The organism is Photobacterium sp. ABD4_091 (assembly GCF_056160145.1).
Genome location: NZ_JBSWWQ010000004.1, coordinates 324,759 through 349,268, shown reverse-complemented (window position 1 = coordinate 349,268; position 24,510 = coordinate 324,759). Strand labels below are relative to the sequence as shown.

The following is a 24,510-nucleotide window of genomic DNA, read 5'->3' as shown; positions in this document are numbered from 1 at the left end:
ATGCGACCATTAAAATCAGCGCTGGCAGTGGTGTCAGTATTGTCTTTGCCGGTTAATGCGAGTGGCATTTTCCTGCAAGAAGCAGTAACTGCGAATGCGGGCACAGCGGGTGCGGGGGATGGTGTCTATACGGGTTCGGCAGCGGCGATGTGGGTCAACCCGGCGACAATGAGCGGAATGGGTGAGAGCCTCACGACGTTCAACTTGCTTGGGTTTGATCTCGAAATGAAATACCGGGACAACGGTGATAATGGCGATGGCAAAGCCCATTCGGTGCTGCCATCCGCTGGCGCCTTCCATGCCCGCCAGGTGACTGATGATCTCCATGTCGGCATTGCCCTTGGTGCCGTTGGCGGCTCGAGTTTGTCATATGGTACGGATTGGGCAGGAAAGGCGGCACTAGACGAAATTACGTTAACGGCGATGCAGATCAACCCTGCCATTAGTTATCAAATTAACCCGCAATGGTCAGTTGGCGCTGGGGTTCAGCTGAGCTGGGCGTCCTTGGAGCAATCTACAAGTCTACTTGATATTGATAAGGACACTGACTGGGCGTTTGGTGCTAACTTCGGCGTGATGTATCAACATGATGAGCAGCTAGCAATAGGCGCTAGTTACCGAACCAAGTTGGATCATGAGTTTGGTACTCGTGTGTCAGGGCCTATTGAAAACGGACCAATAAACAGCCTTCGTACTGATATAACGGTTCCTGCTATCTTCGATATCAGTGCCAGCTATGCATTAAACCCACAACTGGATTTATTGGCTTCGGTGCAGTGGCACCAGTGGAGTGAGTGGGATAATACCGTCATGGACTTTGGCTTAGATTCCCCTTTTGGTCCAGTGACTATCGATCGTGATTGGGATGATGTGTGGAAGTTCGCGCTTGGTGCTGATTACCAGCTAAACAGTCAGTGGCGACTGAAAGCAGGCTTCTCTTATGAAACATCACCGCAAGATGATCCAACCAAGCAATGGGTAGATGTGCCTGTTGGCGAACAATATCGTTACTCGGTGGGTGCAGCAACAAAATGGAATGATGTGACTGTTGATATGTTCTATGAATATGCTGACTTGGGTGAAGTAGATATCAACCGAAGCTTTAGCCTTCCTAGACTGAATGACATTAATGGTACCTTCGATAGCCGTATTCACTTCTTGGGTGTGAGTTTTACTTACTAAAGCTGAAAAACCTCTTCATACAAAAAAGCCAAATCATGATGATTTGGCTTTTTCAATGTTTTTAAAGTGCCTTGTTAATACTGACTTTCGTACTTGCTTAAGGTGCTGCTGTGCAAGTCGTTTTACTTGTTTTGAATGGTTCATCACTAATATCGAAAAGCTGTGTAAAAGGTGAAGAGATTATATGCTTGATAAAAGCGATTTTGGTGATAGCCGAAATTCCAACAAGAATAGCGTGCTACAATGTTGGCTAATAACCTTCAAACGTCTCTATCAGTGGTACCAGCAAGTTAGTAAGCCATTGGATCTTTTCGGATTGTCGGCGTGACGCTTTGGTGATAATAGCAACCGTGAGGTCTATATCGTAATCGGTTTGTTGGTTCTTATCCGGTGCATAACGGAGCGTATAGCAGGTATCCATTAATTGCGTAGTAAGAATATGATTATCAGTGAAAATTTTGGTTTCTATTGAAGGATCGATCATCTCATAGCGGTTTTCAAACTCGTTGATACCCGAAATAATGTACTTAACGTATTCACCATCGGTGTTGCCTTCAAAGTATGCGCGACCTTTGAAAAGGGCCTTTTGGTGTAGAGTTTGCGGTTTATTGTTCAAAAGGTGAATGCCAATATCGACAACTTCTTCTTGGATCATGGTTTCGCTAAGCGGGCTCCATTGCCGTATATCGATAACGGCATCGGTTTCCTTGCGGATCGCGTCAATAATATCTTTGCCAATAGTGATTAGGTATGGCTCGATAATATGCAAGGTGATTTTGTCGAGTAATTTTGGATCAAACTCTTCAGGCTCTAAGGCAACACTGACTAGATCTAACGCTGAGCGAAGCCTTGGCTCAATGGAAACAGCATAGCTGGTGGGGGACAGTCCTTCGGCGGTACGGACGAAAAGCGGATCATCCAAGTCTTCACGAAGTTGGGCTAAAACTTTAGAAACGTAGGATTGTGACCTGCCAAGTTTTTGGGCAGCTCGTGTCGTAGAGTGAGTTTGCATTAGTGCAAGAAAAACATGGAGCGCATTCAAATCATTCATAAATCAATAATTTCTATTATTCCATAACAAGATTATCTAATAATCTTAGGTAAAATGAAAGCAGACTGGTGTGATAACTTATTGGAATAACGGTAATTCCAAAGATAATAGTGATGTTGATATAATGGCTTCATCGATGAGAAGAGGTGGCTAATGAGGCTTTTCTAAAAGTTTTATTTCTCTTTTTAAACGGATACTAATAACCAATATGCTAGGGATTTGCCTTTATATTTACGATGTAAGGGCATTTTTTTTATTTATGTTTTATAGAAGAACGCAGTTAGAACAAAATATACAGCAGCATAATGGGAAGTACCTCTTTCAGGTCATTATCGCTGTTGTCATTATATCGATAGTGTTGTCACAGGTGACAGACTTTTGGTTAGATGAAAGCCTCATTATTGACAAGGAGATAGAAAGAGTACATGTAAAACAACTGTTTCTCTACGGATTCCCTGTTCTTGGTCTGGGGTTATTGCTATCTGGGGGGATTTCAGGGCAATCAGTTGTGTATCAGAAATTAAGCATTTTGGTGATGATGAGTATAGTTGCAACTATACATACATTATCAATTTCTATGTTCTCAGATATCTCTATTATCAGTTTGATAATGATTACCCTAGTTGCCAAATTATTGGTATTTCCACCTTCTTTTTCTTTATTGGTTTATACCATCTATATATTGCAAGCGAATATGATGGTCGAGATTTTTCATTCTGGTATGGTACTTTATGCAAACTACTATTTTTCATTAGGAGCCATGTATGTTTGGTTGAATTATATATCAATCAATAACTACCGCTGCTTTGTTCGCGATTACAATCATGAACAAAAGAAACAAACCTGGATGGCTAAGGCTATTATCCAAAACCGAGAAATAGCCGCCAAAAATATCATCCTCAATGGCTACTCATATATTGATGAAGTAACTGGTTTACACAACCGACGATACCTGCAAGAGCATATGGCGTTGTTGAATCAGGGAACTAAGCAGCAACCACTTGGTGTGCTACTCATCGATATTGATCACTTCAAGCAGGTGAATGATGTGTATGGCCATGCAAAAGGCGATGAGTATCTGAAGAAAGTCTCGCAAGCCATGGGAAATGTGTTTAAACGCAAGAGCGATGTTATTGCTAGGTACGGTGGCGAGGAGGTTGTTGTCATGCTGACTGGTATCACTAAAAAAGACCTAGAAGAAAGAGCGAAGCAAGCCTGTGAAGCGGTGAGGGTACTTGCATTAAAGCATCCGGAAAGGCAATACGTGAGCATCAGTATTGGTGGCATTCATGCTGAGCCAGACCGTTACCCTACCGAGCATTATTTAAATGAGGCTGATGCTTGCATGTATCAGGTCAAGACGAATGGGCGAAATGGCTATCTGATTGAGTCGCGTTAGTCCAGAGTTCTCAAATTTATCAAATACTCCGCAATTGTCACAAAATGACCTGTTTATGGGCCTCATAAATCTCTAACGTCTCACTGGTGGATGTATACACATAAATATTTAGGGCACATGCATTTACTTGATGGAGGAAACGTTGAGATCTTGGCTAAAGTGGATACTTCGTTTAATCACACCCAGTGTCATCACAATCTTGGTTATTCTGTTGGGTGTGTACTTATAGCGCTGGCAGAAATGACACATTGAATGGTTATGGATACAAAAACGCCCTCAGTTTCTCAATGTGACTGAGGGCGTTTTTTTAAAACGGTGTATAAGAAATTAGTAATGCCAAGGGAATTTACTAAAGTCTTGGTCACGCTTCTCTAGGAATGCATCACGACCTTCTTGTGCTTCGTCGGTGCCGTAGGCTAGGCGAGTCGCTTCACCGGCGAATAGCTGCTGGCCAACCAAGCCATCGTCAGGCAGGTTGAAGCCGTACTTCAGCATACGCATTGCCGTCGGCGACTTGCTGTTGATCTCTTTTGCCCAGCGTAGCGCTTCTTCTTCCAGCTCGAAGTGATCAACTACCTTGTTTACCATGCCCATTTCAAAAGCTTCTTGTGCGCTGTAGTTAAAGCCGCAGAAGAAAATTTCACGGGCACGTTTCTGGCCGATCATTTTTGCAAGGTAAGCAGAGCCGTAACCTGAGTCGAATGAAGCGACATCTGGGTCAGTCTGCTTAAAAATCGCGTGCTCTTTAGAGGCCAGTGTTAGGTCACAAACCACATGCAGACTATGACCGCCACCAACAGCCCAGCCAGGTACAACAGCGATAACCACTTTAGGCATAAAGCGGATCAGGCGCTGAACTTCAAGAATGTGCAGGCGACCCATACGGGCTACGTCTGCCTTGCCAGCTTCTTCACCTTCGTACTTGTAACCGTCTTTGCCGCGAATGCGCTGATCGCCACCTGAAGAGAATGACCATTGGCCTTTTTCTGATGGACCGTTGCCCGTGATGAATACACAACCAACATCTGACCATTGGCGTGCGTGGTCTAGGGCGGTGTAAAGCTCATCGACCGTCTTTGGGCGGAAGGCGTTTAGACAGTCTGGGCGGTTGAATGCGACACGTACCGTACCTTGATCTTTGGCGCGGTGGTAAGTGATATCTTCAAAGTCGAACCCTGGAACTTCTTCCCAAAGCTCAGGGTTAAAAATCTCTTTGCGGCTCATGATGACGATTGCCTGAATAAAACAAAAGGTGATGTAAGGCTAGGGAGTTACAGCCAAATGTCAATGGTTTATGAAAGAATGTGACTAGATGGCGAATGTTTTGAGTGAGGTGGGATATTTAATAGCCACCAACCTTGCTAAAGACAGCTGGTGGCTAATTTAAAGATGCTAGATTACCCTTGGTTTGACGGGATCAGAGCTTAACCAGCATCTTACCTTTGTTTTTACCTTCAAACAGGCCGATGAAAGCGTCTGCTGCTTGGTCAATACCTTGGTAAACCGTCTCTTCGTATTTCACTTTGCCTTCTGCAATCCATTGACCCATCTGTTGTGCATACTCACCGTAGTGTGACCAGTGGTCGAACACAATAAAGCCCTGCATCTTGAGCTTCTTGATAATCAACATCGCCATGTTACTCGGGCCAGGTTGTGGCTCGGTGGCGTTATACTGTGAAATCAGTCCGCACACCGCAATACGACCGTAGTCATTCATGTTATTCAATGCCGCTTCCAAGTGTTCACCGCCCACATTTTCGAAGTACACATCAATGCCCTGAGGGGCTGCTTCAGCAAGGGCTTGGCTTAGGTTGTCTGCTTCTTTGTAATTGATTGTGGCATCGACACCCAAAGAACGAAGATATTGGGCTTTTTCTTCTGAGCCGACCGATCCGATAACCTTACAGCCATGCATTTTTGCAATCTGGCAGGCGATGCTGCCGACAGCGCCAGAGGCGGCTGAGATGAAGACAGTGTCAGTCGGTTTAAGCTCCGCAATACGGAAAAGACCTGTCCATGCCGTCATACCCGGCATGCCCATGATCCCTAGGAAAGTCTGCTCTGGTAGTGGGGTAGTAGGCAGCAAGGTTAAGCCATTGCCATCGCTGATAAAATGACTGCGCCAACCCAGCATGCTGCTGACTTTGCTACCAATAGGGAAGTCTGGGTTATTTGATTGGATAACTTCACCGATAGCGCCGCCTTCTAGCACTTCGCCAATTTGAAAAGGAGGGATGTAGCTCTTGCGATCAATCATGCGACCGCGCATGTAGGGGTCGACCGACATCCAGGTGTTTTGAACCAGTAATTCACCCTCTTTTAGCTCGGGTAGGGCAACCGTGACCAGTTCGAAGTTACCTGCAGATGGTGTACCCTCTGGGCGAGAGGCAAGGTGGATTTGTTGGCTGTTCATTATTCAGTCCTTATCAGCTCTGTGTGGAGATGCTTTTCGTAGTAATACTTTTTGCGTAAATTGTTTGTGCGCAAACTATTTGCTCATTAACTTACTGCCAGAGCGAGAAAGATGCAATAGCTTTGCGATAAAATAATTTGCGCGCTAAGTATTTTTTGAAGTCAGGCATTTTGGTATCATCACACCTAATCGATATAACTCGGATCTTAGTATGGCCCAGAAGCTATCAGACAATGTGTGTTTTGCCTTGTATACCGCCTCGAATGCATTGGTGAGGGCATACCGTCCACTGCTCGATGAATTCGACCTCACTTACCCACAATACATTGTGATGCAGTCGCTCTGGTACCAAAATGGTGTCAGCCTGAAAGAGCTATCTATGAGTGCACGGCTGGATTCCGGTACCTTGACACCGATTGTTAAGCGTCTTGAAGCCAAGCAGTTGTTAACCAGACAAGTTTCTGCAGAGGATGAGAGAAAGAAAGTCATTTCCCTCACTGATGAGGGCCTTGCCTTGCGTGACAAAGCCAAAGATCTTAAGACCCAGCTTGAGGAGAAATCCAGTATGAAGGCTGAGGATGTCGAGTCATTGCGCAAACTCTGTTTAGAGTTGGCTAACAATTTAGCCTAGTGGATGTAAGGTGAGGCAGGATAGCAAACTCATTATGAGCGTCGGGCAAAAGGGTGTTTCACCACAACTGCAATTAACACTGACATTTACTGTTTGTGTGGCCATTACATTGTTCTTTGATTGGCCTTATTCGTTTTTTTGCCCTTTGCTCAGTTTGCACATCATGATGTTGCAACTGCCAGGTATCCCACTCAAAGAATACGTTAAGGTATTTGTGACCGCTGCTGTTGGCGCGGGGGTTGGGGCGTTGGTAGCCATGGTTTATTCGCTGTCATCGTGGGTATTTCTGCTCACAATTGCCGCCGTCATTTTTGCCTGCCATCGCTTTGACAGACTAAAGCCAAACCCTATTCACGCACCGATCCGGGTCGTGGCTATCGTCTTGGTATCGGCGATCGGTATCGTCAACCAAGCACTCATCGTGCCCTTGACTGCCAGCTTGCTGCTAGGTCTTGCCGTTGCCATGGTGGTTAGTTATATCATGTATGCTTTGCTTCCAGCTAAAAGCCAAAATGACGATTCTCACTCAGGAGCCGAAGCGAAAACGAGTCCGCTACTGCTCAATAAAGAGTGGGTAGTGTTGGCGGTATTCATGCCTTTGCTCATATTATTCACCTATACAGATTTGAAGCAGTATTACATGGTCATCGTGGCCGTGAGTGTGATCAGCTTTTACCCTGAAGTCAGTCATGTTGCTAAAGTCAGTTGGGATTTTCTGCGTGCGAATTTACTGGGTGGGGCATTGGCGGTGGTAGGCTATGTCACCTATATTCTGGGTTTGTCAGTCACCTCTAGCGAATACCTTCTACCGCTTGCGGTAGTGTTTCTGTCCAGCTTGCTACTGACAGCAATCATTTATCACCCCAAGGTCAAACATTTGGCCCATTATTCGTTAACGCCTTTTGCCTTGCTCCTTCTCCAAGCTGACCGGTTTGATTTCAATATTTACCAGTCCTACCAATTCCGTTTGCTGAGTGTTTTCAATGCCGTTGTTTATACCTTGGTGGTGTGCTGGCTGATCAGCCGTATTTATCGCAAGGTGACTTCCCGGTAAACAACCCCTCAACAATAATTGATAATCGGTCTCTTTGCTGTTTGAATAAAGTCTCAGATATTGATCTTTATGAGAAAAAACACCGTTGTCTTTCAAAAAGGAAAAGACAATGAAAAAAACAGCGATCCAGATTGTATGGTTCAAACGTGATTTGCGATTGTGCGACCACGATCCATTATATCTAGCTTCACTCATGCCGGAGACGCCTTGTTTACTTCTCTACATTTTTGAACCAATGCTTTTGGATAATCCCCATTACAGCGAACGGCATTGGCGCTTTGTCCTGCAGTCACTTGAGCAATTAAATGAACAAGTTGGTCGATATGGCGGTAAGGTTGTAGCGGTACAAGGTGAAGCTATTTCCGTTTTCCAAGCACTGAAAGATAGTTTTAATATTCAGTGTGTGCGGAGCCACCAAGAGATCGGGCTTCAGTGTACTTTCGACAGGGACCGTGAAATTGCTAAGTGGTTTTCCATGCAGGGCATACAATGGGTGGAATCTCCAACGGGTGGGGTAATTCGTGGAGCCAGTTCCCGAAAAGGGTGGGATAAGCATTGGCGAAAATTTATGCGGTCATCGTTGGCTAAACCAGAACTCGATTCTTTGCAATGGGTGACAGAGCCCCGTCTACCTCTCTATACCCCACCGAAGCAATGGAGTATTTCCAACCACAGCATGCAAGTCGGCGGGGAAATACATGCCCACCAAGTAATGGATAGCTTTTTCGAATCCCGAGGCAAGGATTACGCCTTTGGTATTTCATCGCCTTCAAAAAGCTGTGATAGCTGTTCCCGTCTTTCACCATACCTCGCGTGGGGTAACATAAGCCTAAGGCAGTTGTATCAAGTTGTATTGGCGAATTGGTCGAAGCCTGGTTGGCGGCGTTCTTTGTCTGCATTTGCATCCCGTTTGCATTGGCACTGCCATTTCATACAAAAATTTGAATCAGAAATAGAAATGGAACAAAGACCAATTAACCGAGGCTATCTGTCGTTCCCATATGAGCAAGATATAGATGAAAAACTGGAAGCATGGAAAGCCGGTAAAACTGGCTATCCATTGGTTGACGCTTGCATGCGTTGTTTGCATCAAACCGGGTATATAAATTTTCGGATGCGAGCGATGTTGGTTAGCTTCCTTTGCCACCATTTGATGATTGACTGGCGTTATGGCGTAGAACATCTTGCAACATTGTTCCTAGATTTCGAACCGGGTATTCATTATCCGCAGTTCCAAATGCAAGCGGGTGTAACAGGTATTAATACCATTCGAATCTATAACCCGATAAAGCAATCGATTGAGCATGATCCTGAAGGTAGCTTTATTCGACATTGGCTACCTGAACTGAGTAAATTGCCTGATGAGCTTATTCATCAACCATGGCAATTGACACCCATGGAAGAGCAAATGTACCAGCTATATATAGGTGACACTTACCCTGCACCTATAGTGGCAATCGAGGAGAGTGGTCGAAGAGCGAGGGATATATATTGGAAGTGGCGTAGAAACAACACGGTTAAGCAAGAAGCAAACCGCATTTTACAACGACATGTTAGAACAGATAACTAGAAGGTTATCTGTGATTTGCGAAGTGTATTGAGTTATATACTCTTAATAAAACTCAGGTGCGCTCAAAAGAGCGTACCTAGGCTAGAAATGAGTATCTATTACAGTACAGGGCTGTGAGTAGTGAATTATCCTGGTGATTTATGCCTGTGCATCAAGCCAAGCACGGGACACCTCATCTAGGGGCTTACCTTCTCTGCATACTTGATAATCAAGCGCTGCAATTATTTCATTGGAAAAACGTAGGCTGTCGAGTTGTTCCAATTGCTCACTGGTAAATAAATGCGCGCGATCATTTCGCAGTAATAAAACAGCGCGATCAACAATACCGAGCAGCCCTTTGGGCTCTGTAATCTCACGAATCACGTATTTGTAATGTAAGAACTGAGGCTTCCAGAGCGGTACCACTACCCACTTTTGGTCAGCAACGGCGCGCTCATAAGCACCAAAACAATCTTCTTCACTACCGGTATGAAAACGATATCCCGCATTAGCTAGATCATATGCGTCCATCATTTGCTGTGAAAAACGAGTGATGCCGGCGCCTGGATTAATGCCTTGAATATCAGGGGTCATCTTGGCAATTACATCCGGCTTCAGTAAATCACTAATCTGCGAAACAGCTTGCTCGGGCACATAATCGGGTACCCCCCAGAGTGCATAGGGCTCATAGTGAAGTCCAAGCTCCTGTAGGGGCTGAACTGTTTCAACATCTTCTTTGTAGATCCCATGACTGGATGGCAGCCACGCCGATGAAAGCATATCAACGGTGCCTGATTTGAGTTGCGCAAAATTATCCTGATGCGGTGCATAATGACGTGTGACCTCAAAGCCCATATCCGTCAACACATGGGTCACCAATGAGGCAGTGATACGGTGGAATGATAGGTCGGTAACGCCGATAGCAATAGTATTTTTCATAATATCTACAACCATAAATGTAGGACAGCAGTTAGCCCGGGAGAGAGTCTCCCGCAGTGCTGTAAAGGTTAATCAAGTTTGATGCGTAAAACGTGATAAGGTTTGGTGGCACCTTCTTCGCCTTCATTTAATGCAGGGTTCAGGTGTAGTGAGTTTTGTGTGACATAGAGATACCCATTTTGGGTTGAGAAGCCATCTGCCCATGACAAACGCTTATCATCCTGTACAAAGATTCGATATTGGTTTTCACGAACCAAACCAATAGCGTTTTTCTCCACATCACCGACATAGATATCGCCGTTATCACTCATGATCATGCCATCACTTGGACGCTTTTCATTATAAAATTCAATCTTTTCGGCGAGAGATTGCCCAGATAATTTGTCGTTTGCCAGTGCGCTGGCAGGAATGCGATAAATAGCACTGCCGTTGACGGTGCCAAAGTACACCCACTCGAACTGTTTATCTATGGTGATCGGGTTCAAACCTAGATACAGCGCATCTATGCTGCCATCTTCACGTTTGGCGGCCATTAATGACCCGTCAATCTCGAGATCATGCAGAGGTGACAGCAACGCGGGATGTGATTCCAGCACACGGCGCGCATTGCCTGTTTCTAGGTCAACCACCACAAAGGCGGGAGCTGGATCGCCAAACAGGTTACCCAAGCTGGTATCAGCGATATACATCAAGTTACGCTTCGTATCTAAGGCAAAATCCTGCATGAAAGAGTTGGCAACCATCACTTCTTTACCTATCTCTATCTGCTTAAATAAGCGATCTTTAACACTGTCCCACGCAACAATTTGTGCAGGAGCAGTATCACTGCCCATATCAAGGATCCATACCACACCATCTGGCGTACTATCGATACCAATCACAGAAGAAAAACCCACTTCACCTTTTTCTGGGCCATCAGCCCAGTCTTGATTAGGAAATGCGGTTGTGGTGCCGTCTTTCAGTAGTTCTACAACACGTAATTCTGGGGCATCAAGAGGTTGCATCGACAGAAAAATACGTTCTTGCTCGGTGACAGTAATATTCCCTGGTCGTGTTCCCTCCAGTTTGGCAATAACTTCAATATCCGCTGCTTGTGCTGTGTTAAATAACATTACCGTGGTCAGTGCTAATAGTGTTTTACTCATCTTCATGGCACAGTACTCCTAGGCCTTTAGTTATCCAAAGTCCTCTAAATGTATAAATTTATAATAAGTGAAAAGGGTTAAGTAATTTGGGGCATATAATTGGCAGACCCAATCTTAATATCTACTTAGATATGGGGAATTTTTTCGGCAAAGTTGCCGCTATTTCAGATTCACCGTTACCGCATGACACATGAGCAAAACCATGTCCCTCAACATAAATGATATTATCGTCGTTAGTATCTGATACACCGTTAGGAACATAGTCTAGCTTGAGTGCATGACGAGTTTTCCAAGCGATGTTATGGTCTGCACAGGAAGTATCCCCACTGACACCGATAGCACCGATGATATCTTTGTTTTGATCATAAAGGGCAAGCCCACCACCGAAAACATTTACACCTCCAATACGGCTTCCTTTCATGGGGTCGTTATCCTTGCCATAGTTGTTGGCATCTCCTTTGTACGCGGTGTTAATATCGACAGGATTGCTAAACTGCAAACCAAATAAACTGCCCCCTGGTTGAGTAGCGGTCCACAAGTTTGCAGTTGATAGGGCAAGATTAGGTAAACTAAAAGAATTGGCGGTATTGGCTTTCTGGGCCGAGATGACGCGGCTTCCAGGCCATTGGTCCCCGAAGTGTTCGCCGGTCTTTGCCACCGCACAAACAGTACCATCACGAGCGACGATGGTTCCCCACATATTAAGTTCAAGACCACCATTCGTCTCATCACTCGTTGTTGCGACAGAACTTTTCAGTGCCTTCGAAAGGTCTGCATGGCTTGGTAATCCTTCGCATAAATTAGCTTGAGCGGACATGGAAAAGCTAAAGGTTAGGATCATTAATGAGGTTCTTTTAATCATCTGACACATCTCCTGTTTATTGCGTGATTCTTATCCATAAATTACTGCTAAGAACTTCTGTCGATCGCAGCGAATGAATCACTAAACAAAATAAAGCTTAGTAGAGCATCAGGTGTGATTATCAAATTGAATTTGAATATGTTTCAAATGAAAAAGATGTTTTCCAGCGTAGTGATAATCTAATTATTAGACATAGGGCATTCTGTATATAATGCCCATCGCTTGCCTAGGTGTTAGTGGGTCGAATTACGGTATTGGATAGGGGTCATTCCTGTTTTTGCCTTGAACAACTTTGATAGGTGTTGTGGGTATTCAAATCCAAGCCCATAGGCGATTTGGCTAACCTGCTCATTAGTACTGAGCAGGGCGTTTTTTATCCTTTCAATAACATGGTCTTGGATGTATTGCTGGGCATTTCGTCCGGTGGCATTTTTCACCATGTCACTGAGATAGTTGCTCGACATACACATTGTTTGGCTGACATATTTTACTGTGGGTAACCCGCTTTCCGCCGCTTTATCAGATTCAAAATAGTCGTATAAAATTGCATCGACTTTTTCCATCAAATCAAGGTTATGATTTTGGCGGATGATAAACTGTCGCTCATAAAATCGAGTGCAATAATTCAGTATCAGCTCAATATTAGAAACGATAAGCTTCTGCGTATGTTTATCTATATTCTGGTTGTATTCTTCTTCTATTTGATTGACTAGCTCTCCCAGTATTCGCTTTTCTCGGTCGGATACATGAAGTGCTTCATGGATGTCATAGGAGAAAAAAGAGTAGCTCGCCATTTGATTAGCAAGCCCTGAGCGGCGGATTAAATCAGGGTGGAACAGTAAAGCCCAGCCCGTTTCATTTTCGACACTTTCTGTATTGGTGTATTGCTGTGCTTGACCTGGTTTGGTGAAGATCATGCTGCCTTGGGAGAAGTCATAATGATTACGCCCGTAAATGATGTCACCTTTGATCCCTGACTTTAATGCTATCTGATAGAAATCATATATATAAGTAGAATCACCATAATCGTAGCCTGTTACTTTGTCATCAATTTGGATAAGTGACACCAAGGGATGCATGGGCGGTGGCAAGCCAAGCGCCTGATGTATCTGGTCAATGGTCGTAATATGGATAATGTTCGTCATAGCTTTTCTAGCTCATTGATCTTCTTAGGGCTTAGTATAAATCTAGCACGCGTTGCTTGAGCGCTAAGGCCATATTTTCATACTGTTTTTGGGTATGTGTATGATCCCAGAAATGGACCCAGAACCCAGTGTAGGTTTCATCTATTGTGAACTTTGTACCAGACTCATGAATGGTTAAGCGATAGTGTTGGTCAAACGTAATTATTCCCCACAACCCACCTTTGTGGTTTAGGTGAGCCGTAGGTTTGATAGCTTGAACTCTGGAGGTAATGTCCGCCGCTTTGTCATCGGTTTCTTGAAAGCGGTAGGTCACAGAGTTACCGACTGCTAAAGTGCCATTCACCAGTGTGATTGCAGGGTTCCATTCGTGGTAGCGCTCAATATCAACCAAAACTTGCCACACGTTTTACGGCGCACTCGGAATAACAATTTCGGTGTGTACTGATTTTGAACCTAGCATGGCACTGAATGACATACTGGCAGCTAACAAGGCTTGTGAGCTTAACATTGGCATGGTTTACCTCTAGAGCTAGGGGGGAGTTATCGCACCATAAAATCAATGATTCTATCGAATGCTCTATCGCTTAAGAAACGTCGCATCAGCAGCGTTGTAGTCGAGAACTTACCCGCGGCATAACGTGTTTTTGGTTTCGGGCTGGCAATGATCTCTTGCACTACCTTAGAAATCACAGAGGTTGGTGAGCCTGCACCATCTTTGCCAGATTCTTTGAGGCTCAAATTGGCGACACGTTTCGCTAGGTCTTGGTAAGGCCCATGTCCCGAGTTGCCAAGCACTTGCTTAGACATCACCTCTGGGAATTCAGTCTTGATTGCACCTGGCTCCAGTACTACGACATTGATGCCCTTGGGCTCCAGTTCAAGCCTTAAACAATCGGTAAAACCTTCAATAGCATGCTTACTGGCATGGTACCAAGCTCCCATTGGTGCATAGATTTTTCCGCCAATAGAAGACGTATTGATGATGGTGCCAGACTTTGCTTCTCGCATATACGGAGTGACTAGTTGAGTTAAGCGCGCAAGACCAAATACATTGACATCGAATTGGTATTTGGCATCTTCCAGGCTCGTTTCCTCCACCGAGCCATAAAGGCCATATCCGGCATTGTTCCATAGCACGTCGATACGGCCTCGCTCTTCGATGATTTGCTCGACACAACGTACAATGTCACCCTCATTAGCTATATCGAGTTTTATGATCTTGCCACCTAGGAGATTGAGATCTTCCATTTCTTCAACACGCCGTGCCGCACAATAGACAATGTGCCCTTGGTTGATTAAATCTAGGGCTGTATCTTTACCCATCCCGGACGATGCACCTGTGATCAAAATGACTTTTGGTGAGGTTACTTGAATCATGCTTGTTATTCCGTTTCTTTAAAAATTATTTCTATACCAGCCTTTATCGCTAGTTTTGATTAGTTAATCGAAGGCATATGCTTGTTAAAATAAGCACTGAGATATTCCGGAGACTCGCCTAGCCATTCATAAGCGGCAGCACGATTTTTATCTAAATCGAGCATCATCATTTCTTTGTTGCCACCAAGCAGTTGGTAATACTCGTTGACAGCTTCTAGCTTGGTCCAAGGATCATTTTTGTTTTGGATGACAAGCGTTGGTACCTTGATGTTTGGGACAAACTCAAAGAAGGAGCCAGATAGATCCGCTCCGCCTCGTTTGATGTTGTATTGATTCACGCGTTTGGTGAGAAAATCAGGTATACCCATGGCGCTCATGTAGTCTAAGTAGCGCAGTGGCTGAACTGAAATCAGTGCCTTAATGTTTTGGTAGTGCTGCAGGCCGTGCTCAAGACCGTAAGCAAATGCGGTAGAACTGGTGCCCATACAGATGCTAAGCAGGCCAATATCGCTGTTTTTATAAGTAGGATGGGTTGAGATGTAATCTACGGCAGCCACCACATCGTGTGACTCTTCACAGCCCCAGGCGATGTATTCACTAACACCGTTGGAGCTATTTCCATGGTTCCTCAAGTCATACATCAATACGCTGTAACCTTGCTCGACCAGATGTTTGGCTTGCCGGAGAAAGGAAATATTCTTTTTATACAGTTTTACCATCCCTTTACCTGCAGGAGTATAGCCAGCACGACTGCACTGCACGCCAAAGTGAGATTGGATAATAACTTTATTTGCACTCCCTTCGATTAACCAGCCGGAAAGGTCTACACCATCTAGAGTCGTAAAGGTAACGTCTTGGTATTTCAAACCATATTTTTCAGGCGTTTCGAATACCGGTGACTGGCCACTTTTAGTCATCATGTCCGCTAGGTATTTTGTGATCATAACCCTCTCCTTTAAACGCTTCGCTGGTGGGCAAGGAGAAGTATAAATAGGCTGGCGATGAGATGAGGTATACATATCCCAGAAGGATGTATACATATTTCGAGGAAAGGGAGATGTCTTAGTTTTTTCTTGATTCTTAGTATGTGAAATTTCTACACATTGTTATTTGTATAGAATGATGAATATCTACCGACTTGATAGACAGGCTCGAATTGGCTCCATGTATTTTATTTACCGGAACTGAGCGAGAAGTGACGAGTTCGAAGGCCAGAAAAAGCCAGTCAGTAGGTTGACTGGCTTTGGTGCGCTTTCTGGATTAGCCGTTAGGCTAATAACGGCTGTCACTATCCCGGTGTTGCTTACTAGGTAGGTTGTGCTGCTAGTTGTTTGTAATTTCAATCTTTCGTGTCACAGAGAGTCTACACATTGAGGGAAGATAGCCTGGAAGCCTTCAGCGTGCTGGCAAGTTCTGCCGCCTGCTTGACCGCCGGAGTTTCTTCTAAAGTGATTGCCGCGATTTTCTGCCAGGTTTTCGTAAAATGTCCATAGATGTTCTTGACCTTGCATGCATTCGATAGCTGCTTTCTTGCTCTCCCAAACTTCAGAAATATCGAGGAAGGTATTGGGTTTCCACTCCATTTGCTCACTTTGATGCGGTTCAAACAAATAAACTTGGGGTGCACCGAGCACTTTTTCTCCTGGGTTATGCCCCCAAGCTTGAGCGATCATTCGACACTGAAGAACGATCTCTGTTGCGTACATATGATCGGTGTTATAGGGATCCCATTTAGAGTGTGTCATGATGAATTCAGGCTGAACTTCACGAATAAGGTCGACAATTTGGTATTTACCTTCTTTGTCTATCTCAAGCGGGTAGTCTCCGAAGTCGAAGAAGCGAATGTCTTTGACACCAAGTGCAGCAGCAGCGGCAGTCGCTTCTTGATGACGGATTCGCTTAACATCGTCAAGAGTCATTCCTTCTTGTTTCCATAGTTTCGCTGACTCACCGCGTTCGCCATAGGAAAGGCAAGCAATAGTCACTTCATAACCTAGTTTTTGGTGTAGTGCGATGGCACCGCCACAGCGCCATACAAAATCAGCGGAATGAGCACTAATTACTAAAGCTGTTTTCTTTTCCATATTGTAAATCCTTTATTTTCTCTTCTGCTCGGCTTCGAGCTTAACTTCATTGTTTGGCTTAACTGGATATTGAAGTGGCCTTTAATGATTTTTGGCTACGTCAAAACAATACTATTTGACATTCGTCTCGGATAATTAATTAAAGAGTAAGGGTATTCAATTTTGAAAATTGACGGTCAGTGGATGAATTCTTTTTCGTCAGTTTGCCGGCTACCTTTTATTGGTATCGTTCAATATATGATGACCAGAACACCATGACATGTCTGAAAAAACTTGCCACAATAGCGGTTATGTTGTTGATGCCAAACCGTTGCTATGTCTATCTCTCTACCTATTGACTCGCTCAAAGCTGACTTCCTTGAACGCCTTGCTCACTCTCATCTCGTCGTGTCTGCCGAAACAGGCTCGGGTAAATCTACCCGCTTACCAGTATGGTCAGCAGAAAAAGGCCGGGTGTTGGTGGTTGAACCAAGGCGAGTTGCCTGTCGATCTCTGGCTGAGTTCGTTGCCAGTGATAGGAATGAAAAAGTAGGTGATTCAGTCGGCTATGCTATCCGTTTTGAGAACACTTTCTCTGATGAGACTCAGGTTGTGTTTGTCACCCCAGGCGTCGCACTTCGTTGGTTAAGTGAAGATGGGCTAGCCGGTTTTGCCACCATCATTATCGATGAATTCCATGAGCGGCGATGGGATACAGACCTGCTGCTGGCCATGCTGAAGCAAAAGGATAGCCATCGACTCGTAGTGACATCGGCAACGCTGGATAGTGAAAGGTTAGCCGCTTATCTTAAGGGTGAATGCCTTAATGCCAAAGGGCGTAACTTCCAAGTGGCCGTTGAGCATATCGCTTCAGATAGCCGCAATATGCCAGATGCTCGCCATATTGAGAACAAAGTTAAAGATGCCGTACTGGCACGATATGAAGATCACCAAGATATATTGGTTTTCTTGCCGGGCCGTAAAGAAATTGCACAGTGCCTTTCAACCCTCAAGCAGGCTTTCAGAGAGCAAGTTGAACTTGGCACTCTCGATATTATTCCTTTGCATGCATCCGTAACTGATGACGAACGCCATCGAGCACTGACTGAGAGTGATAAACAAAGGATCATTCTGGCGACCAATGTAGCTGAAACGTCACTGACGATCCCAGGTGTCACCTTGATTGTTGATACCGGTCTAGAGCGCCGGACCCATCAGAGAAATGGGCGAACAGTACTAGGCTTGCATGCGATTTCCAAAGCCAGTGCTGAGCAGCGTAAAGGGCGGGCAGGGCGTGTCACCGATGGCACGTGTGTTAGGTTATTTGGCAAGGCGGCACCACTTGAACTGATCACACCACCTGAGATGCACCGAGAAGAGTTGGTTGAACCTATGTTGGCGGCTGCCTGCTGTGGTTATCCATTAGACAGCCTGGATTTTGTCGACAATATTCCAGAAAAGTCCTTGCTGATCGCCAAGGACAAACTCCTGCAAATGCAAGCAATAGATGATGAGGGCAAGGCGACCGACCATGGCCAAATTTTGTATCCGTTACCAATAGATACCTTGTTTGCCCACCTGATCACCGCAATGCCAGATAAAGCCAGCCGTGAGGCTATGGTAGATTTGGCAGCATCGCTAAGCGTTTATCAGCGCATTTGGCAAATGCCATCCGGCGAGGAAGCGCGGGAGAAGCTGGTACAATGGGAACCAAAGCATTGTGACGCCATGGCTCTGATTAAGCTATTGCGCGGCAGTGAACCTGAATGGCTGACCTTCGATAAAGAGGTGTTGGCTGAAGCGCGCATGCTTTCAGAGCAAATGCGTGAAGCTTTGGGGCTTCCAGCCTTGGAAGTGGCTACGTCGGTAAAAAGAGATGAATGGCTATTGGCGGTGATGAAAGCAGCTCCTGAACTGACTTTTGTCCGCAGGCAAAAACGCCGACAGGCTTTGGGCAATGGCTACAGTGAAGTGAGCACTGGCCGCGACAGCCGATTCCCAGAAAACGCAGAAGCCGCAGTGGTGTTCGATCAATTTGCGTTACCCGGCAAAGGTGTAAAGCAGAACTTGGTGTTGGCGACCTGTATGGCACCGATCACCTTTGAGTTGATGAACAAACTTGAGTTGGGTGAAGAAGCCTTTGGCGAAACACAAGTATCCGATCAAGGCTGTTTGGTTGAAAAGCAACGTATTTATGCTGGGCGCGTTATACAGTCGGAATGGGTTTCACCGGAAGGCGCTTCAGCGCATGATACCTTTGTCGACATGATCCTCGATGGAACCCTATTGCCAGGGCTAAACGAGAAAATCACCGCAGACATCCACCAGTGGAACTTGTATTTGGCCTTGGGCAATTACCAGGCTGATGTGTGCTCGCGCGCTGCCGAGCCTGTAGATGTACGTGAGTGGCTAGGCGAACAAATCAAGGCCCTTGGTGTGGAATCTGCCGAAGATTTTGAGTTATTTACGAACGATGACATCACTTTTGCTGGGATCCCGGAATGGGAGCGGGCTGATTTTGACCAAGCTTATCCCTACAAGGTAACCCTGACTGACCTGACTATGCGGATCGAATACCACATACCGCGAAAGTTGGTGTTGGCTGTCCATGAAAGCGGAAACCGTAAAGCTGACCCGAAACGTTGGGAGTTGCCGCGTTGGCAAGGCTGGAGGGTTCAGTATCGCAAGGCGAGCCGAACTATAGATGTGCGTTAGCAATTTCTCATTAGGCTACTGTCTATTTTATTCCATCAAATCTCAATAAAAATGTCACACTGGCATGTAATTAATGAAGGGAAATAAAGCAACCTATACCCTCCGGGTATGAAAGGTTGCGTCGCCTTCAAGGGAGAAAGGAATGCAGTTTAATGGGCATGAAAATGTGTGTGCTATGAAGCTACTGGGCTTTGATGTGAATGTTGAGCAGCAGCAAGGAAGCCATTCCTATTTCAAAGCAAAGGTCAGTGTTGGTAAACGTTACCCAGTGCGCTTGGTTGATGTAAGCGACGAGTATCTGGAAGGTGTGATGGGGCAAGTCTATGATGCTGTGGAAACCGCCCCGATGTCAGCCAAAGACATATCCAAACAAGCGAACTCATTAAAATATACAGGTTGCTTTCAAGGTCTACATGCCTTGATTCAAGAAAGAAAGTTCGGTTAGGGCGACTTTCCATAACATCATCTCTCTCAAAACTTGGAAAATTGAGTGTTAATCAACCATTATTCTTATGGTTATTTCCTGGTGGAGAGGGATGATGAATAAGCTCAAAAGAAACACTCGCTCTACATATTTCCATTCAATCTTATTGTTCTTCGTAGTTTGCAGTATCTATCTAGTGGGGTGCTCAAGCTCAGAAACAACTGAAGAAGAAGAGTTCTCAGGCTTTTTAAGTGATTATTCACAATTGGAAAAAGGGAGGAGTCTTGATGGCCAAGCTGTCGTACTTAAATGGGTCAGCCCAATGTTGCCATTTCGTCAATATACCAAGGTTATGATTGACCCCGTTGTGATTTATCCAACCCCCAGCCTGGACCACAACTCCGTGCTGAGGTGCTAAAAAGCATGTTAGCTTATATTAATAAAGCAGTTGAACAAGAGGTCAGTCGCGATTATGAGGTAGTGACTCAACCAGGTCCTGATGTTGTCCGGCTTCGGTCTGCAATAACAGGTGTAAAAACTAAAGCTGAAGACTTGGAAGCCTATGAGTACATCCCAATTGCATTTGCGTTGGCGAGTGTACAAACCGCGACCGGAACCCGAGACGAGGTTGTCGAAATATTCTTAGAGGCAGAGCTGCTTGATAGTTCAACGAGTGAAAGGTTAGCTGCTGCTGTCAAAAAAGGTTTTGGTAAACCCGTAGAAAGCTCTAGTGATCAGGTAGAGCTTGAAAATGTCAGGCCGGTACTGGATGGTTGGGCGCGCTCTGCAGTAACGCTATTGGACACGACAATAAAAAAATAGTGTATTCACAAAATTAATAAACCTGAAGCTGCCTGTATTTCTTGTACAAAGAAGGGCAGCTCTGGTTTTTTTAATCAGTGGTAATTATATAAGCTGCTAGCTTTTATTCTTTAACTTGCCTTTCAAGTTGGTCATGAATGTTTTGAAGTGCGGGAAGAAATCAGCAAACAATGGGTGTTTGCGGTCTTTCATCATCATTGGACCAAGCAGGCGTAGTGCGACACCAAGGCGTGTTGAGTCGTTTTCATTTAGGCCGCTGCCTTGTTTGATCGCATCGACAATGGCGAACATATCTTCGCGGTCCTGCATCTCGAACTGCATCGTTGATTTGTTATCTTCATTGGTTCGCTCGATAGTAATACGGTAGTTATGTGGTTGTTTCATTTTATTCTCCAGCTATTTAAAGTTAGGATTTAATTCTGTTGAGGTTTAGCTTTTTAAAAAGCGTTCGATCTTAGGTTTGATTGTCATTGAAATTAAGGTGATTAACGCCAGACCAACTGGTAATGCGGCCAGAAAGCCTTGCAACCAGCTTTGGGCAAACAGCTCTATATCATCAAAACCGATGTTATTTGCGGTCGTCGTGAAGGCCATCATAGACTCCATAATCACGGCCATATTTAAGCCCACAACGAGGTTTCTTTTTTTCTCGCTAGCCTGAGGCATCAATTTACCTATCAGCTTGGTGACTAAAGTCATCATCACCAAACCAAAAGGCATCATGACTAATACTGTTTTCAGGAATGAACTGAACCAGTCGGCAAAGAATGTATCGGTGTAGCCGACGTTCATGTATGTCATTACCCCAGTCAATGTGCCACCCATCAGGGTCATCATTCCTAGTACGACCAATATCTTGTAGATCAAGGGTGTTTTCTTTTGATTGGGGAACGGGGCTGTCATTGTTGCTTCTGCAGTCATCTAGATTCTCCAGTCTTGAATTTGCTGTCAATTAAGTTGATAATGTCAACTATAGTGTTTTAGTTGACAAAGTCAACTAATTTTTGTTTGAGGAAACTAGGATGTCAGAGTCAAAGTCACTAGAGAGTGTGTTTCAGTTAGTCCATATGCTTAAGCGCCACATGCATGAACATATCGAGCAACTGAATCTGAGCATTACGCCAATGCACCTGCGTGTATTAAAAATTATTAATAAAAAACAATCATGTACCGCGAATGATATTGCTCAATTTCTTGATCGCGATAAAGCACAGGTGACACGCCTCTTGAATGAACTGATCAAACAGAGCTTGATTGAAAAAGTGCCAAACCCAGAAGATAAGCGAAGCCAGCGCTTGTTAGTCACGAGTGAAGGGTTGGAGATTCTGGCGCAGCTTGCCACAATCGATACAAATATGAATGACAAGATGATGAAAGGGATCTCTCAAAAAGAGCTGGAAGAGTTCGAGCGCATCACGGGATTGATGGCTAAGAACCTTGCTCGTGGTGAGGCGTAAGGGTTAGGTAAAACGACAACCCTACTTATACATTCTGTTCATCTCTTTATAGGATGAGCCTGCGGTACCGTTGATTGGAATACTAAGGTTGAGAGTAAGATTATGTTGAAGGGTACGCCGAAAAGAAAAAAACGGTTGTTTACTGTTGCTTTGTTTGCTGCTTTGCTTCAATTTTGCGCATTTTTTACACCAGAAAAACTCATCGGCTTTCCGCTTAACTACTTTTCTTACAATAGTAAATTTGAAACTTACCACTTCTTCTGGGAGAGGTTTGGTTACTCGCTCGCCTTCTGGATTACGTTTATTGTTATTGCGATGAAGATCATTGACGCAACGTGGCGTGAGTGAGGGCTAGGGTTCAAAGATAAACGGTTACTGGAGATGCCGACATTTGCTAGTGAAATGTCGGCTTCTTGTATCGGTTGAATCAGAATGTAGGGAATTATTTCTAGCCTGTCACGACTTCAATCGGGCCGTGGTCGTCGCAATGGTCACCGTGTTGATGATGTAAGCGACCGTTAACGATGTAGTCTATGTGGTCACCGTGTTGAATGGCTTCATGACCACAACCAGGTCCATGAACATGCTCCCCACAATGATGTGCTGAATTGCATTCGCTCGGGTGTTCGGCATTGACTTCGAGAACATGCTCGTCGCAGTGATCGCCATGAGGGTGATGTAAGTGACCATCTACAAGGTAGTCAACATGATCGCCATGCTGAATCGCGGTATGTCCACAATTAGGGCCATGCGCATGATCAGGGTGAGAATGAGTATGGGTACATGGCATTTCGAAATCTCCTTCTTAATTGTCATGTCGCTTCAATCTATAAATTATAGCATAAGCATGTGCAATTAAGTGCTTAACTTCAAAGTAATGAACTTGAGCACGTAAAGATATTTAGACATTTGCGAAGGACACATAATTTAATGGCTGCTTCCACACTCTTGTCACGTCAGCAGAAGCAGCAGGGTTATTTGGGTTATTATTGCGGCAAACTATTCTGAACCGCCAGTTTCGCCCTGATAAACTCTGAATGGTCGAGGTAAATCAGCTCGGCCACTTGGCGAATAACAGCTTCTTCCATCGGATCCAGAACTCCATCAGCATAAGCGACTTGCCACATGGCTACGATAAGTTCAAAACGCTGTTCAGGCATAAGCGAGCGCAGCTTGTTGGTAAAATCGTACAGGGAAACGGATGATTTACTTTGCAATATCGCTTTTTCTAACAGCGCTGCGGCATTTTCTTCACTGATATCAAGGAGGTGAACGAGCTGATGACGCTTGGCTTCTATCTCCCTTGGATCATCACTGTGGTCGGCATTGGATACTTCGCATAGCAGGCAAGCCATGGAGAGGTGGAGTGTAGGGGTATCAACAGCACCACCGTCTGTTCCTTCATTCATGACTTGGCGGAAAATGGTACGCAATTGTGTGAACATGCTGAGCCTCAGGTTTCATTTCTATTAAGTATATGACTGTTTATAGAGGACTGGAGTTCCTCGTAAATGGCGCAATTGGATGTTTAGTCAGCAGTTATTCAATAAATAATGGGTGTGAAGGTAGATGAGAGAGTTGAAAAGAAGAGAGAAGTAGCTTGGAGTTATTATCCAAGCCACTGATATTAAGAGTATTGGCGATTAGAAACGGGCGTTAATGATCGGGAATACTGGGATATCTTTGCTGATGAAAGTACCAGATTTGTCGTAGTTGATTAGACCAATCTGAATACCTTTTTCAATTCGGTCAGTGGCGTTGATGAAACCAAGCTGAAGGCCGTTTAGGCTACCTGCGTAGTTAAGCGCACCAAACTGTAGGCCGGTGAACTGGCTGCCAGTGTAGTTAGCAAAACCAAAATCAGCACCTGTTGCAGTGTTGTCATTCCAGTTAGCTAGACCAAACTTAACACCAGTAGAATCGCCAGTAACGCGGTTAGCACCAAATAGGATACCGAAGCTCAAGCCTTTAAAAGTTTGAGATTCAGCCAAACCTAGCATCGGTAGCTGGAAACCAGTAACAGATGGAGTCTGTCCGTATAGAAGAGAAGCGCGGAAACCGTGAACATTGCCATCCGGTAGGTTGTTGCCTGGTACTGAAAGCTGTACAGGTTGGTTAGCAAAAGCAGGTGATGCCATCACAGCTGCGAGCGCAAGGCTAACTAGTGTTTTTTTCATTATTTTTACTCTATGTATGAAGTTGCGACAAAATAATACCTGAAGACATATTTGTGCTGCAAATTATGTCATACCAATCGTTAATAAATTGGGCTGCAATTCTCG

General features: G+C 44.7%; 25 protein-coding genes and 1 pseudogene. 10 read left to right on the top strand and 16 right to left on the bottom strand.

The features are described 5' to 3' along the window. Window positions 1-1,182, top strand: coding sequence for an OmpP1/FadL family transporter (locus tag ACXAGQ_RS26010; protein WP_475257859.1), 1,182 nt, complete (start codon window positions 1-3; stop codon window positions 1,180-1,182). A gap of 250 nt (window positions 1,183-1,432) precedes the next feature. Here the strand turns inward: ACXAGQ_RS26010 and ACXAGQ_RS26005 are convergent, their stop codons facing one another. Then, on the bottom strand, window positions 1,433-2,233 hold the full coding sequence (locus ACXAGQ_RS26005) for a LysR family transcriptional regulator (protein WP_475257857.1): 801 nt from the start codon (window positions 2,231-2,233) through the stop codon (window positions 1,433-1,435). Window positions 2,234-2,492: 259 nt separating this feature from the next. On the opposite strand from ACXAGQ_RS26005, the gene ACXAGQ_RS26000 reads away from it, so the two are divergent. Further along, window positions 2,493-3,632 (top strand): GGDEF domain-containing protein, encoded by a 1,140-nt coding sequence (locus tag ACXAGQ_RS26000; protein ID WP_475257856.1) that lies wholly within the window; start codon window positions 2,493-2,495, stop codon window positions 3,630-3,632. Window positions 3,633-3,959: 327 nt separating this feature from the next. Here the strand turns inward: ACXAGQ_RS26000 and ACXAGQ_RS25995 are convergent, their stop codons facing one another. Both ACXAGQ_RS25995 and ACXAGQ_RS25990 read right to left on the bottom strand, forming a co-directional pair. Further along, window positions 3,960-4,856: a 1,4-dihydroxy-2-naphthoyl-CoA synthase gene (locus tag ACXAGQ_RS25995; protein ID WP_317521419.1), complete on the bottom strand. Its 897-nt coding sequence runs from the start codon at window positions 4,854-4,856 to the stop codon at window positions 3,960-3,962. Window positions 4,857-5,049: 193 nt separating this feature from the next. Continuing rightward, window positions 5,050-6,045, bottom strand: coding sequence for an NADP-dependent oxidoreductase (locus ACXAGQ_RS25990; RefSeq protein ID WP_475257854.1), 996 nt, complete (start codon window positions 6,043-6,045; stop codon window positions 5,050-5,052). Window positions 6,046-6,256: 211 nt separating this feature from the next. Here ACXAGQ_RS25990 and ACXAGQ_RS25985 point away from each other — a divergent pair, with 211 nt between their 5' ends. The 3 genes from ACXAGQ_RS25985 (at window position 6,257) to ACXAGQ_RS25975 (ending at window position 9,300) form a co-directional block, all read left to right on the top strand. Then, a complete protein-coding gene (locus ACXAGQ_RS25985; protein ID WP_475257852.1) occupies window positions 6,257-6,676 on the top strand; it encodes a MarR family winged helix-turn-helix transcriptional regulator in 420 nt (139 codons plus the stop codon). Window positions 6,677-6,710: 34 nt separating this feature from the next. Continuing rightward, window positions 6,711-7,730: a DUF2955 domain-containing protein gene (locus ACXAGQ_RS25980; protein WP_475257851.1), complete on the top strand. Its 1,020-nt coding sequence runs from the start codon at window positions 6,711-6,713 to the stop codon at window positions 7,728-7,730. A gap of 109 nt (window positions 7,731-7,839) precedes the next feature. After that, a complete protein-coding gene (locus ACXAGQ_RS25975) occupies window positions 7,840-9,300 on the top strand; it encodes a cryptochrome/deoxyribodipyrimidine photo-lyase family protein (protein ID WP_475257849.1) in 1,461 nt (486 codons plus the stop codon). A 138-nt stretch (window positions 9,301-9,438) separates the two neighbouring features. On the opposite strand, the gene ACXAGQ_RS25970 is transcribed toward ACXAGQ_RS25975, so the two are convergent. The 8 genes from ACXAGQ_RS25970 to ACXAGQ_RS25935 form a co-directional block, all read right to left on the bottom strand. Continuing rightward, complete coding sequence (locus ACXAGQ_RS25970; RefSeq protein ID WP_475257847.1) at window positions 9,439-10,218, bottom strand: glycine betaine ABC transporter substrate-binding protein; 780 nt, start codon at window positions 10,216-10,218, stop codon at window positions 9,439-9,441. 68 nt (window positions 10,219-10,286) lie between these two features. Next, complete coding sequence (locus tag ACXAGQ_RS25965; protein ID WP_475257845.1) at window positions 10,287-11,369, bottom strand: L-dopachrome tautomerase-related protein; 1,083 nt, start codon at window positions 11,367-11,369, stop codon at window positions 10,287-10,289. 115 nt (window positions 11,370-11,484) lie between these two features. Continuing rightward, complete coding sequence (locus tag ACXAGQ_RS25960) at window positions 11,485-12,225, bottom strand: GlcG/HbpS family heme-binding protein (RefSeq protein WP_475257843.1); 741 nt, start codon at window positions 12,223-12,225, stop codon at window positions 11,485-11,487. A gap of 233 nt (window positions 12,226-12,458) precedes the next feature. Continuing rightward, window positions 12,459-13,370, bottom strand: coding sequence for a helix-turn-helix domain-containing protein (locus ACXAGQ_RS25955; protein ID WP_475257842.1), 912 nt, complete (start codon window positions 13,368-13,370; stop codon window positions 12,459-12,461). Between the two features lie 31 nt (window positions 13,371-13,401). Next, window positions 13,402-13,761, bottom strand: a complete 360-nt coding sequence (locus ACXAGQ_RS25950) for an SRPBCC family protein (RefSeq protein WP_475257840.1) — start codon at window positions 13,759-13,761, stop codon at window positions 13,402-13,404. A gap of 149 nt (window positions 13,762-13,910) precedes the next feature. Next, a complete protein-coding gene (locus ACXAGQ_RS25945; protein WP_475257838.1) occupies window positions 13,911-14,747 on the bottom strand; it encodes an oxidoreductase in 837 nt (278 codons plus the stop codon). Between the two features lie 59 nt (window positions 14,748-14,806). After that, entirely contained in the window at window positions 14,807-15,691 is an 885-nt protein-coding gene (locus ACXAGQ_RS25940; RefSeq protein WP_475257836.1) for an alpha/beta hydrolase, read from the bottom strand. A gap of 408 nt (window positions 15,692-16,099) precedes the next feature. Continuing rightward, on the bottom strand, window positions 16,100-16,831 hold the full coding sequence (locus ACXAGQ_RS25935) for a PIG-L deacetylase family protein (protein ID WP_475257835.1): 732 nt from the start codon (window positions 16,829-16,831) through the stop codon (window positions 16,100-16,102). A 315-nt stretch (window positions 16,832-17,146) separates the two neighbouring features. Between ACXAGQ_RS25935 and ACXAGQ_RS25930 the strand changes: the two genes are divergently transcribed. From ACXAGQ_RS25930 to ACXAGQ_RS25920, 3 genes and pseudogenes are all read left to right on the top strand, one after another. After that, on the top strand, window positions 17,147-19,525 hold the full coding sequence (locus ACXAGQ_RS25930; protein ID WP_475257833.1) for a helicase-related protein: 2,379 nt from the start codon (window positions 17,147-17,149) through the stop codon (window positions 19,523-19,525). Window positions 19,526-19,667: 142 nt separating this feature from the next. After that, entirely contained in the window at window positions 19,668-19,970 is a 303-nt protein-coding gene (locus ACXAGQ_RS25925) for a hypothetical protein (RefSeq protein WP_475257832.1), read from the top strand. Window positions 19,971-20,037: 67 nt separating this feature from the next. Beyond that, a pseudogene (locus tag ACXAGQ_RS25920) lies at window positions 20,038-20,771 on the top strand (DUF3313 domain-containing protein). A 96-nt stretch (window positions 20,772-20,867) separates the two neighbouring features. On the opposite strand, the gene ACXAGQ_RS25915 reads toward ACXAGQ_RS25920, so the two are convergent. Together ACXAGQ_RS25915 and ACXAGQ_RS25910 are read right to left on the bottom strand one after the other, a co-directional pair. After that, window positions 20,868-21,155, bottom strand: a complete 288-nt coding sequence (locus ACXAGQ_RS25915; protein WP_475257830.1) for a DUF3861 domain-containing protein — start codon at window positions 21,153-21,155, stop codon at window positions 20,868-20,870. Window positions 21,156-21,200: 45 nt separating this feature from the next. Continuing rightward, on the bottom strand, window positions 21,201-21,692 hold the full coding sequence (locus tag ACXAGQ_RS25910) for a DUF2798 domain-containing protein (RefSeq protein WP_475257829.1): 492 nt from the start codon (window positions 21,690-21,692) through the stop codon (window positions 21,201-21,203). A 101-nt stretch (window positions 21,693-21,793) separates the two neighbouring features. Here ACXAGQ_RS25910 and ACXAGQ_RS25905 point away from each other — a divergent pair, with 101 nt between their 5' ends. Together ACXAGQ_RS25905 and ACXAGQ_RS25900 are read left to right on the top strand one after the other, a co-directional pair. Next, window positions 21,794-22,228 (top strand): MarR family winged helix-turn-helix transcriptional regulator, encoded by a 435-nt coding sequence (locus tag ACXAGQ_RS25905; RefSeq protein ID WP_475257827.1) that lies wholly within the window; start codon window positions 21,794-21,796, stop codon window positions 22,226-22,228. 102 nt (window positions 22,229-22,330) lie between these two features. After that, window positions 22,331-22,576, top strand: a complete 246-nt coding sequence (locus tag ACXAGQ_RS25900) for a hypothetical protein (RefSeq protein ID WP_475257826.1) — start codon at window positions 22,331-22,333, stop codon at window positions 22,574-22,576. Window positions 22,577-22,676: 100 nt separating this feature from the next. Here the strand turns inward: ACXAGQ_RS25900 and ACXAGQ_RS25895 are convergent, their stop codons facing one another. The 3 genes from ACXAGQ_RS25895 to ACXAGQ_RS25885 form a co-directional block, all read right to left on the bottom strand. Next, entirely contained in the window at window positions 22,677-23,018 is a 342-nt protein-coding gene (locus tag ACXAGQ_RS25895) for a hypothetical protein (protein WP_475257825.1), read from the bottom strand. A gap of 196 nt (window positions 23,019-23,214) precedes the next feature. Next, entirely contained in the window at window positions 23,215-23,673 is a 459-nt protein-coding gene (locus ACXAGQ_RS25890; RefSeq protein WP_475257824.1) for a tellurite resistance TerB family protein, read from the bottom strand. 198 nt (window positions 23,674-23,871) lie between these two features. Continuing rightward, window positions 23,872-24,405: an LA_2272 family surface repeat-containing protein gene (locus ACXAGQ_RS25885; protein WP_317521430.1), complete on the bottom strand. Its 534-nt coding sequence runs from the start codon at window positions 24,403-24,405 to the stop codon at window positions 23,872-23,874. Window positions 24,406-24,510: the final 105 nt, after the last annotated feature.

Excerpts from the sequence above, each read along its gene's own strand:
- ACXAGQ_RS25890 (WP_475257824.1), bottom strand. The coding sequence starts at position 23,673 with ATGTTCACACAATTGCGTACCATTTTCCGCCAAGTCATGAATGAAGGA.
- ACXAGQ_RS25935 (WP_475257835.1), bottom strand. The coding sequence starts at position 16,831 with ATGGAAAAGAAAACAGCTTTAGTAATTAGTGCTCATTCCGCTGATTTT.
- ACXAGQ_RS25990 (WP_475257854.1), bottom strand. The coding sequence starts at position 6,045 with ATGAACAGCCAACAAATCCACCTTGCCTCTCGCCCAGAGGGTACACCA.
- ACXAGQ_RS25995 (WP_317521419.1), bottom strand. The coding sequence starts at position 4,856 with ATGAGCCGCAAAGAGATTTTTAACCCTGAGCTTTGGGAAGAAGTTCCA.
- ACXAGQ_RS25885 (WP_317521430.1), bottom strand. The coding sequence starts at position 24,405 with ATGAAAAAAACACTAGTTAGCCTTGCGCTCGCAGCTGTGATGGCATCA.
- ACXAGQ_RS25940 (WP_475257836.1), bottom strand. The coding sequence starts at position 15,691 with ATGATCACAAAATACCTAGCGGACATGATGACTAAAAGTGGCCAGTCA.
- ACXAGQ_RS26000 (WP_475257856.1), top strand. The coding sequence starts at position 2,493 with ATGTTTTATAGAAGAACGCAGTTAGAACAAAATATACAGCAGCATAAT.
- ACXAGQ_RS25985 (WP_475257852.1), top strand. The coding sequence starts at position 6,257 with ATGGCCCAGAAGCTATCAGACAATGTGTGTTTTGCCTTGTATACCGCC.
- ACXAGQ_RS25905 (WP_475257827.1), top strand. The coding sequence starts at position 21,794 with ATGTCAGAGTCAAAGTCACTAGAGAGTGTGTTTCAGTTAGTCCATATG.
- ACXAGQ_RS25980 (WP_475257851.1), top strand. The coding sequence starts at position 6,711 with ATGAGCGTCGGGCAAAAGGGTGTTTCACCACAACTGCAATTAACACTG.
- ACXAGQ_RS25965 (WP_475257845.1), bottom strand. The coding sequence starts at position 11,369 with ATGAAGATGAGTAAAACACTATTAGCACTGACCACGGTAATGTTATTT.
- ACXAGQ_RS25975 (WP_475257849.1), top strand. The coding sequence starts at position 7,840 with ATGAAAAAAACAGCGATCCAGATTGTATGGTTCAAACGTGATTTGCGA.
- ACXAGQ_RS25930 (WP_475257833.1), top strand. The coding sequence starts at position 17,147 with ATGTCTATCTCTCTACCTATTGACTCGCTCAAAGCTGACTTCCTTGAA.
- ACXAGQ_RS25960 (WP_475257843.1), bottom strand. The coding sequence starts at position 12,225 with ATGATTAAAAGAACCTCATTAATGATCCTAACCTTTAGCTTTTCCATG.
- ACXAGQ_RS25970 (WP_475257847.1), bottom strand. The coding sequence starts at position 10,218 with ATGAAAAATACTATTGCTATCGGCGTTACCGACCTATCATTCCACCGT.
- ACXAGQ_RS25915 (WP_475257830.1), bottom strand. The coding sequence starts at position 21,155 with ATGAAACAACCACATAACTACCGTATTACTATCGAGCGAACCAATGAA.
- ACXAGQ_RS25925 (WP_475257832.1), top strand. The coding sequence starts at position 19,668 with ATGCAGTTTAATGGGCATGAAAATGTGTGTGCTATGAAGCTACTGGGC.
- ACXAGQ_RS25895 (WP_475257825.1), bottom strand. The coding sequence starts at position 23,018 with ATGCCATGTACCCATACTCATTCTCACCCTGATCATGCGCATGGCCCT.
- ACXAGQ_RS25900 (WP_475257826.1), top strand. The coding sequence starts at position 22,331 with ATGTTGAAGGGTACGCCGAAAAGAAAAAAACGGTTGTTTACTGTTGCT.
- ACXAGQ_RS25955 (WP_475257842.1), bottom strand. The coding sequence starts at position 13,370 with ATGACGAACATTATCCATATTACGACCATTGACCAGATACATCAGGCG.
- ACXAGQ_RS26005 (WP_475257857.1), bottom strand. The coding sequence starts at position 2,233 with ATGAATGATTTGAATGCGCTCCATGTTTTTCTTGCACTAATGCAAACT.
- ACXAGQ_RS25910 (WP_475257829.1), bottom strand. The coding sequence starts at position 21,692 with ATGACTGCAGAAGCAACAATGACAGCCCCGTTCCCCAATCAAAAGAAA.
- ACXAGQ_RS26010 (WP_475257859.1), top strand. The coding sequence starts at position 1 with ATGCGACCATTAAAATCAGCGCTGGCAGTGGTGTCAGTATTGTCTTTG.
- ACXAGQ_RS25945 (WP_475257838.1), bottom strand. The coding sequence starts at position 14,747 with ATGATTCAAGTAACCTCACCAAAAGTCATTTTGATCACAGGTGCATCG.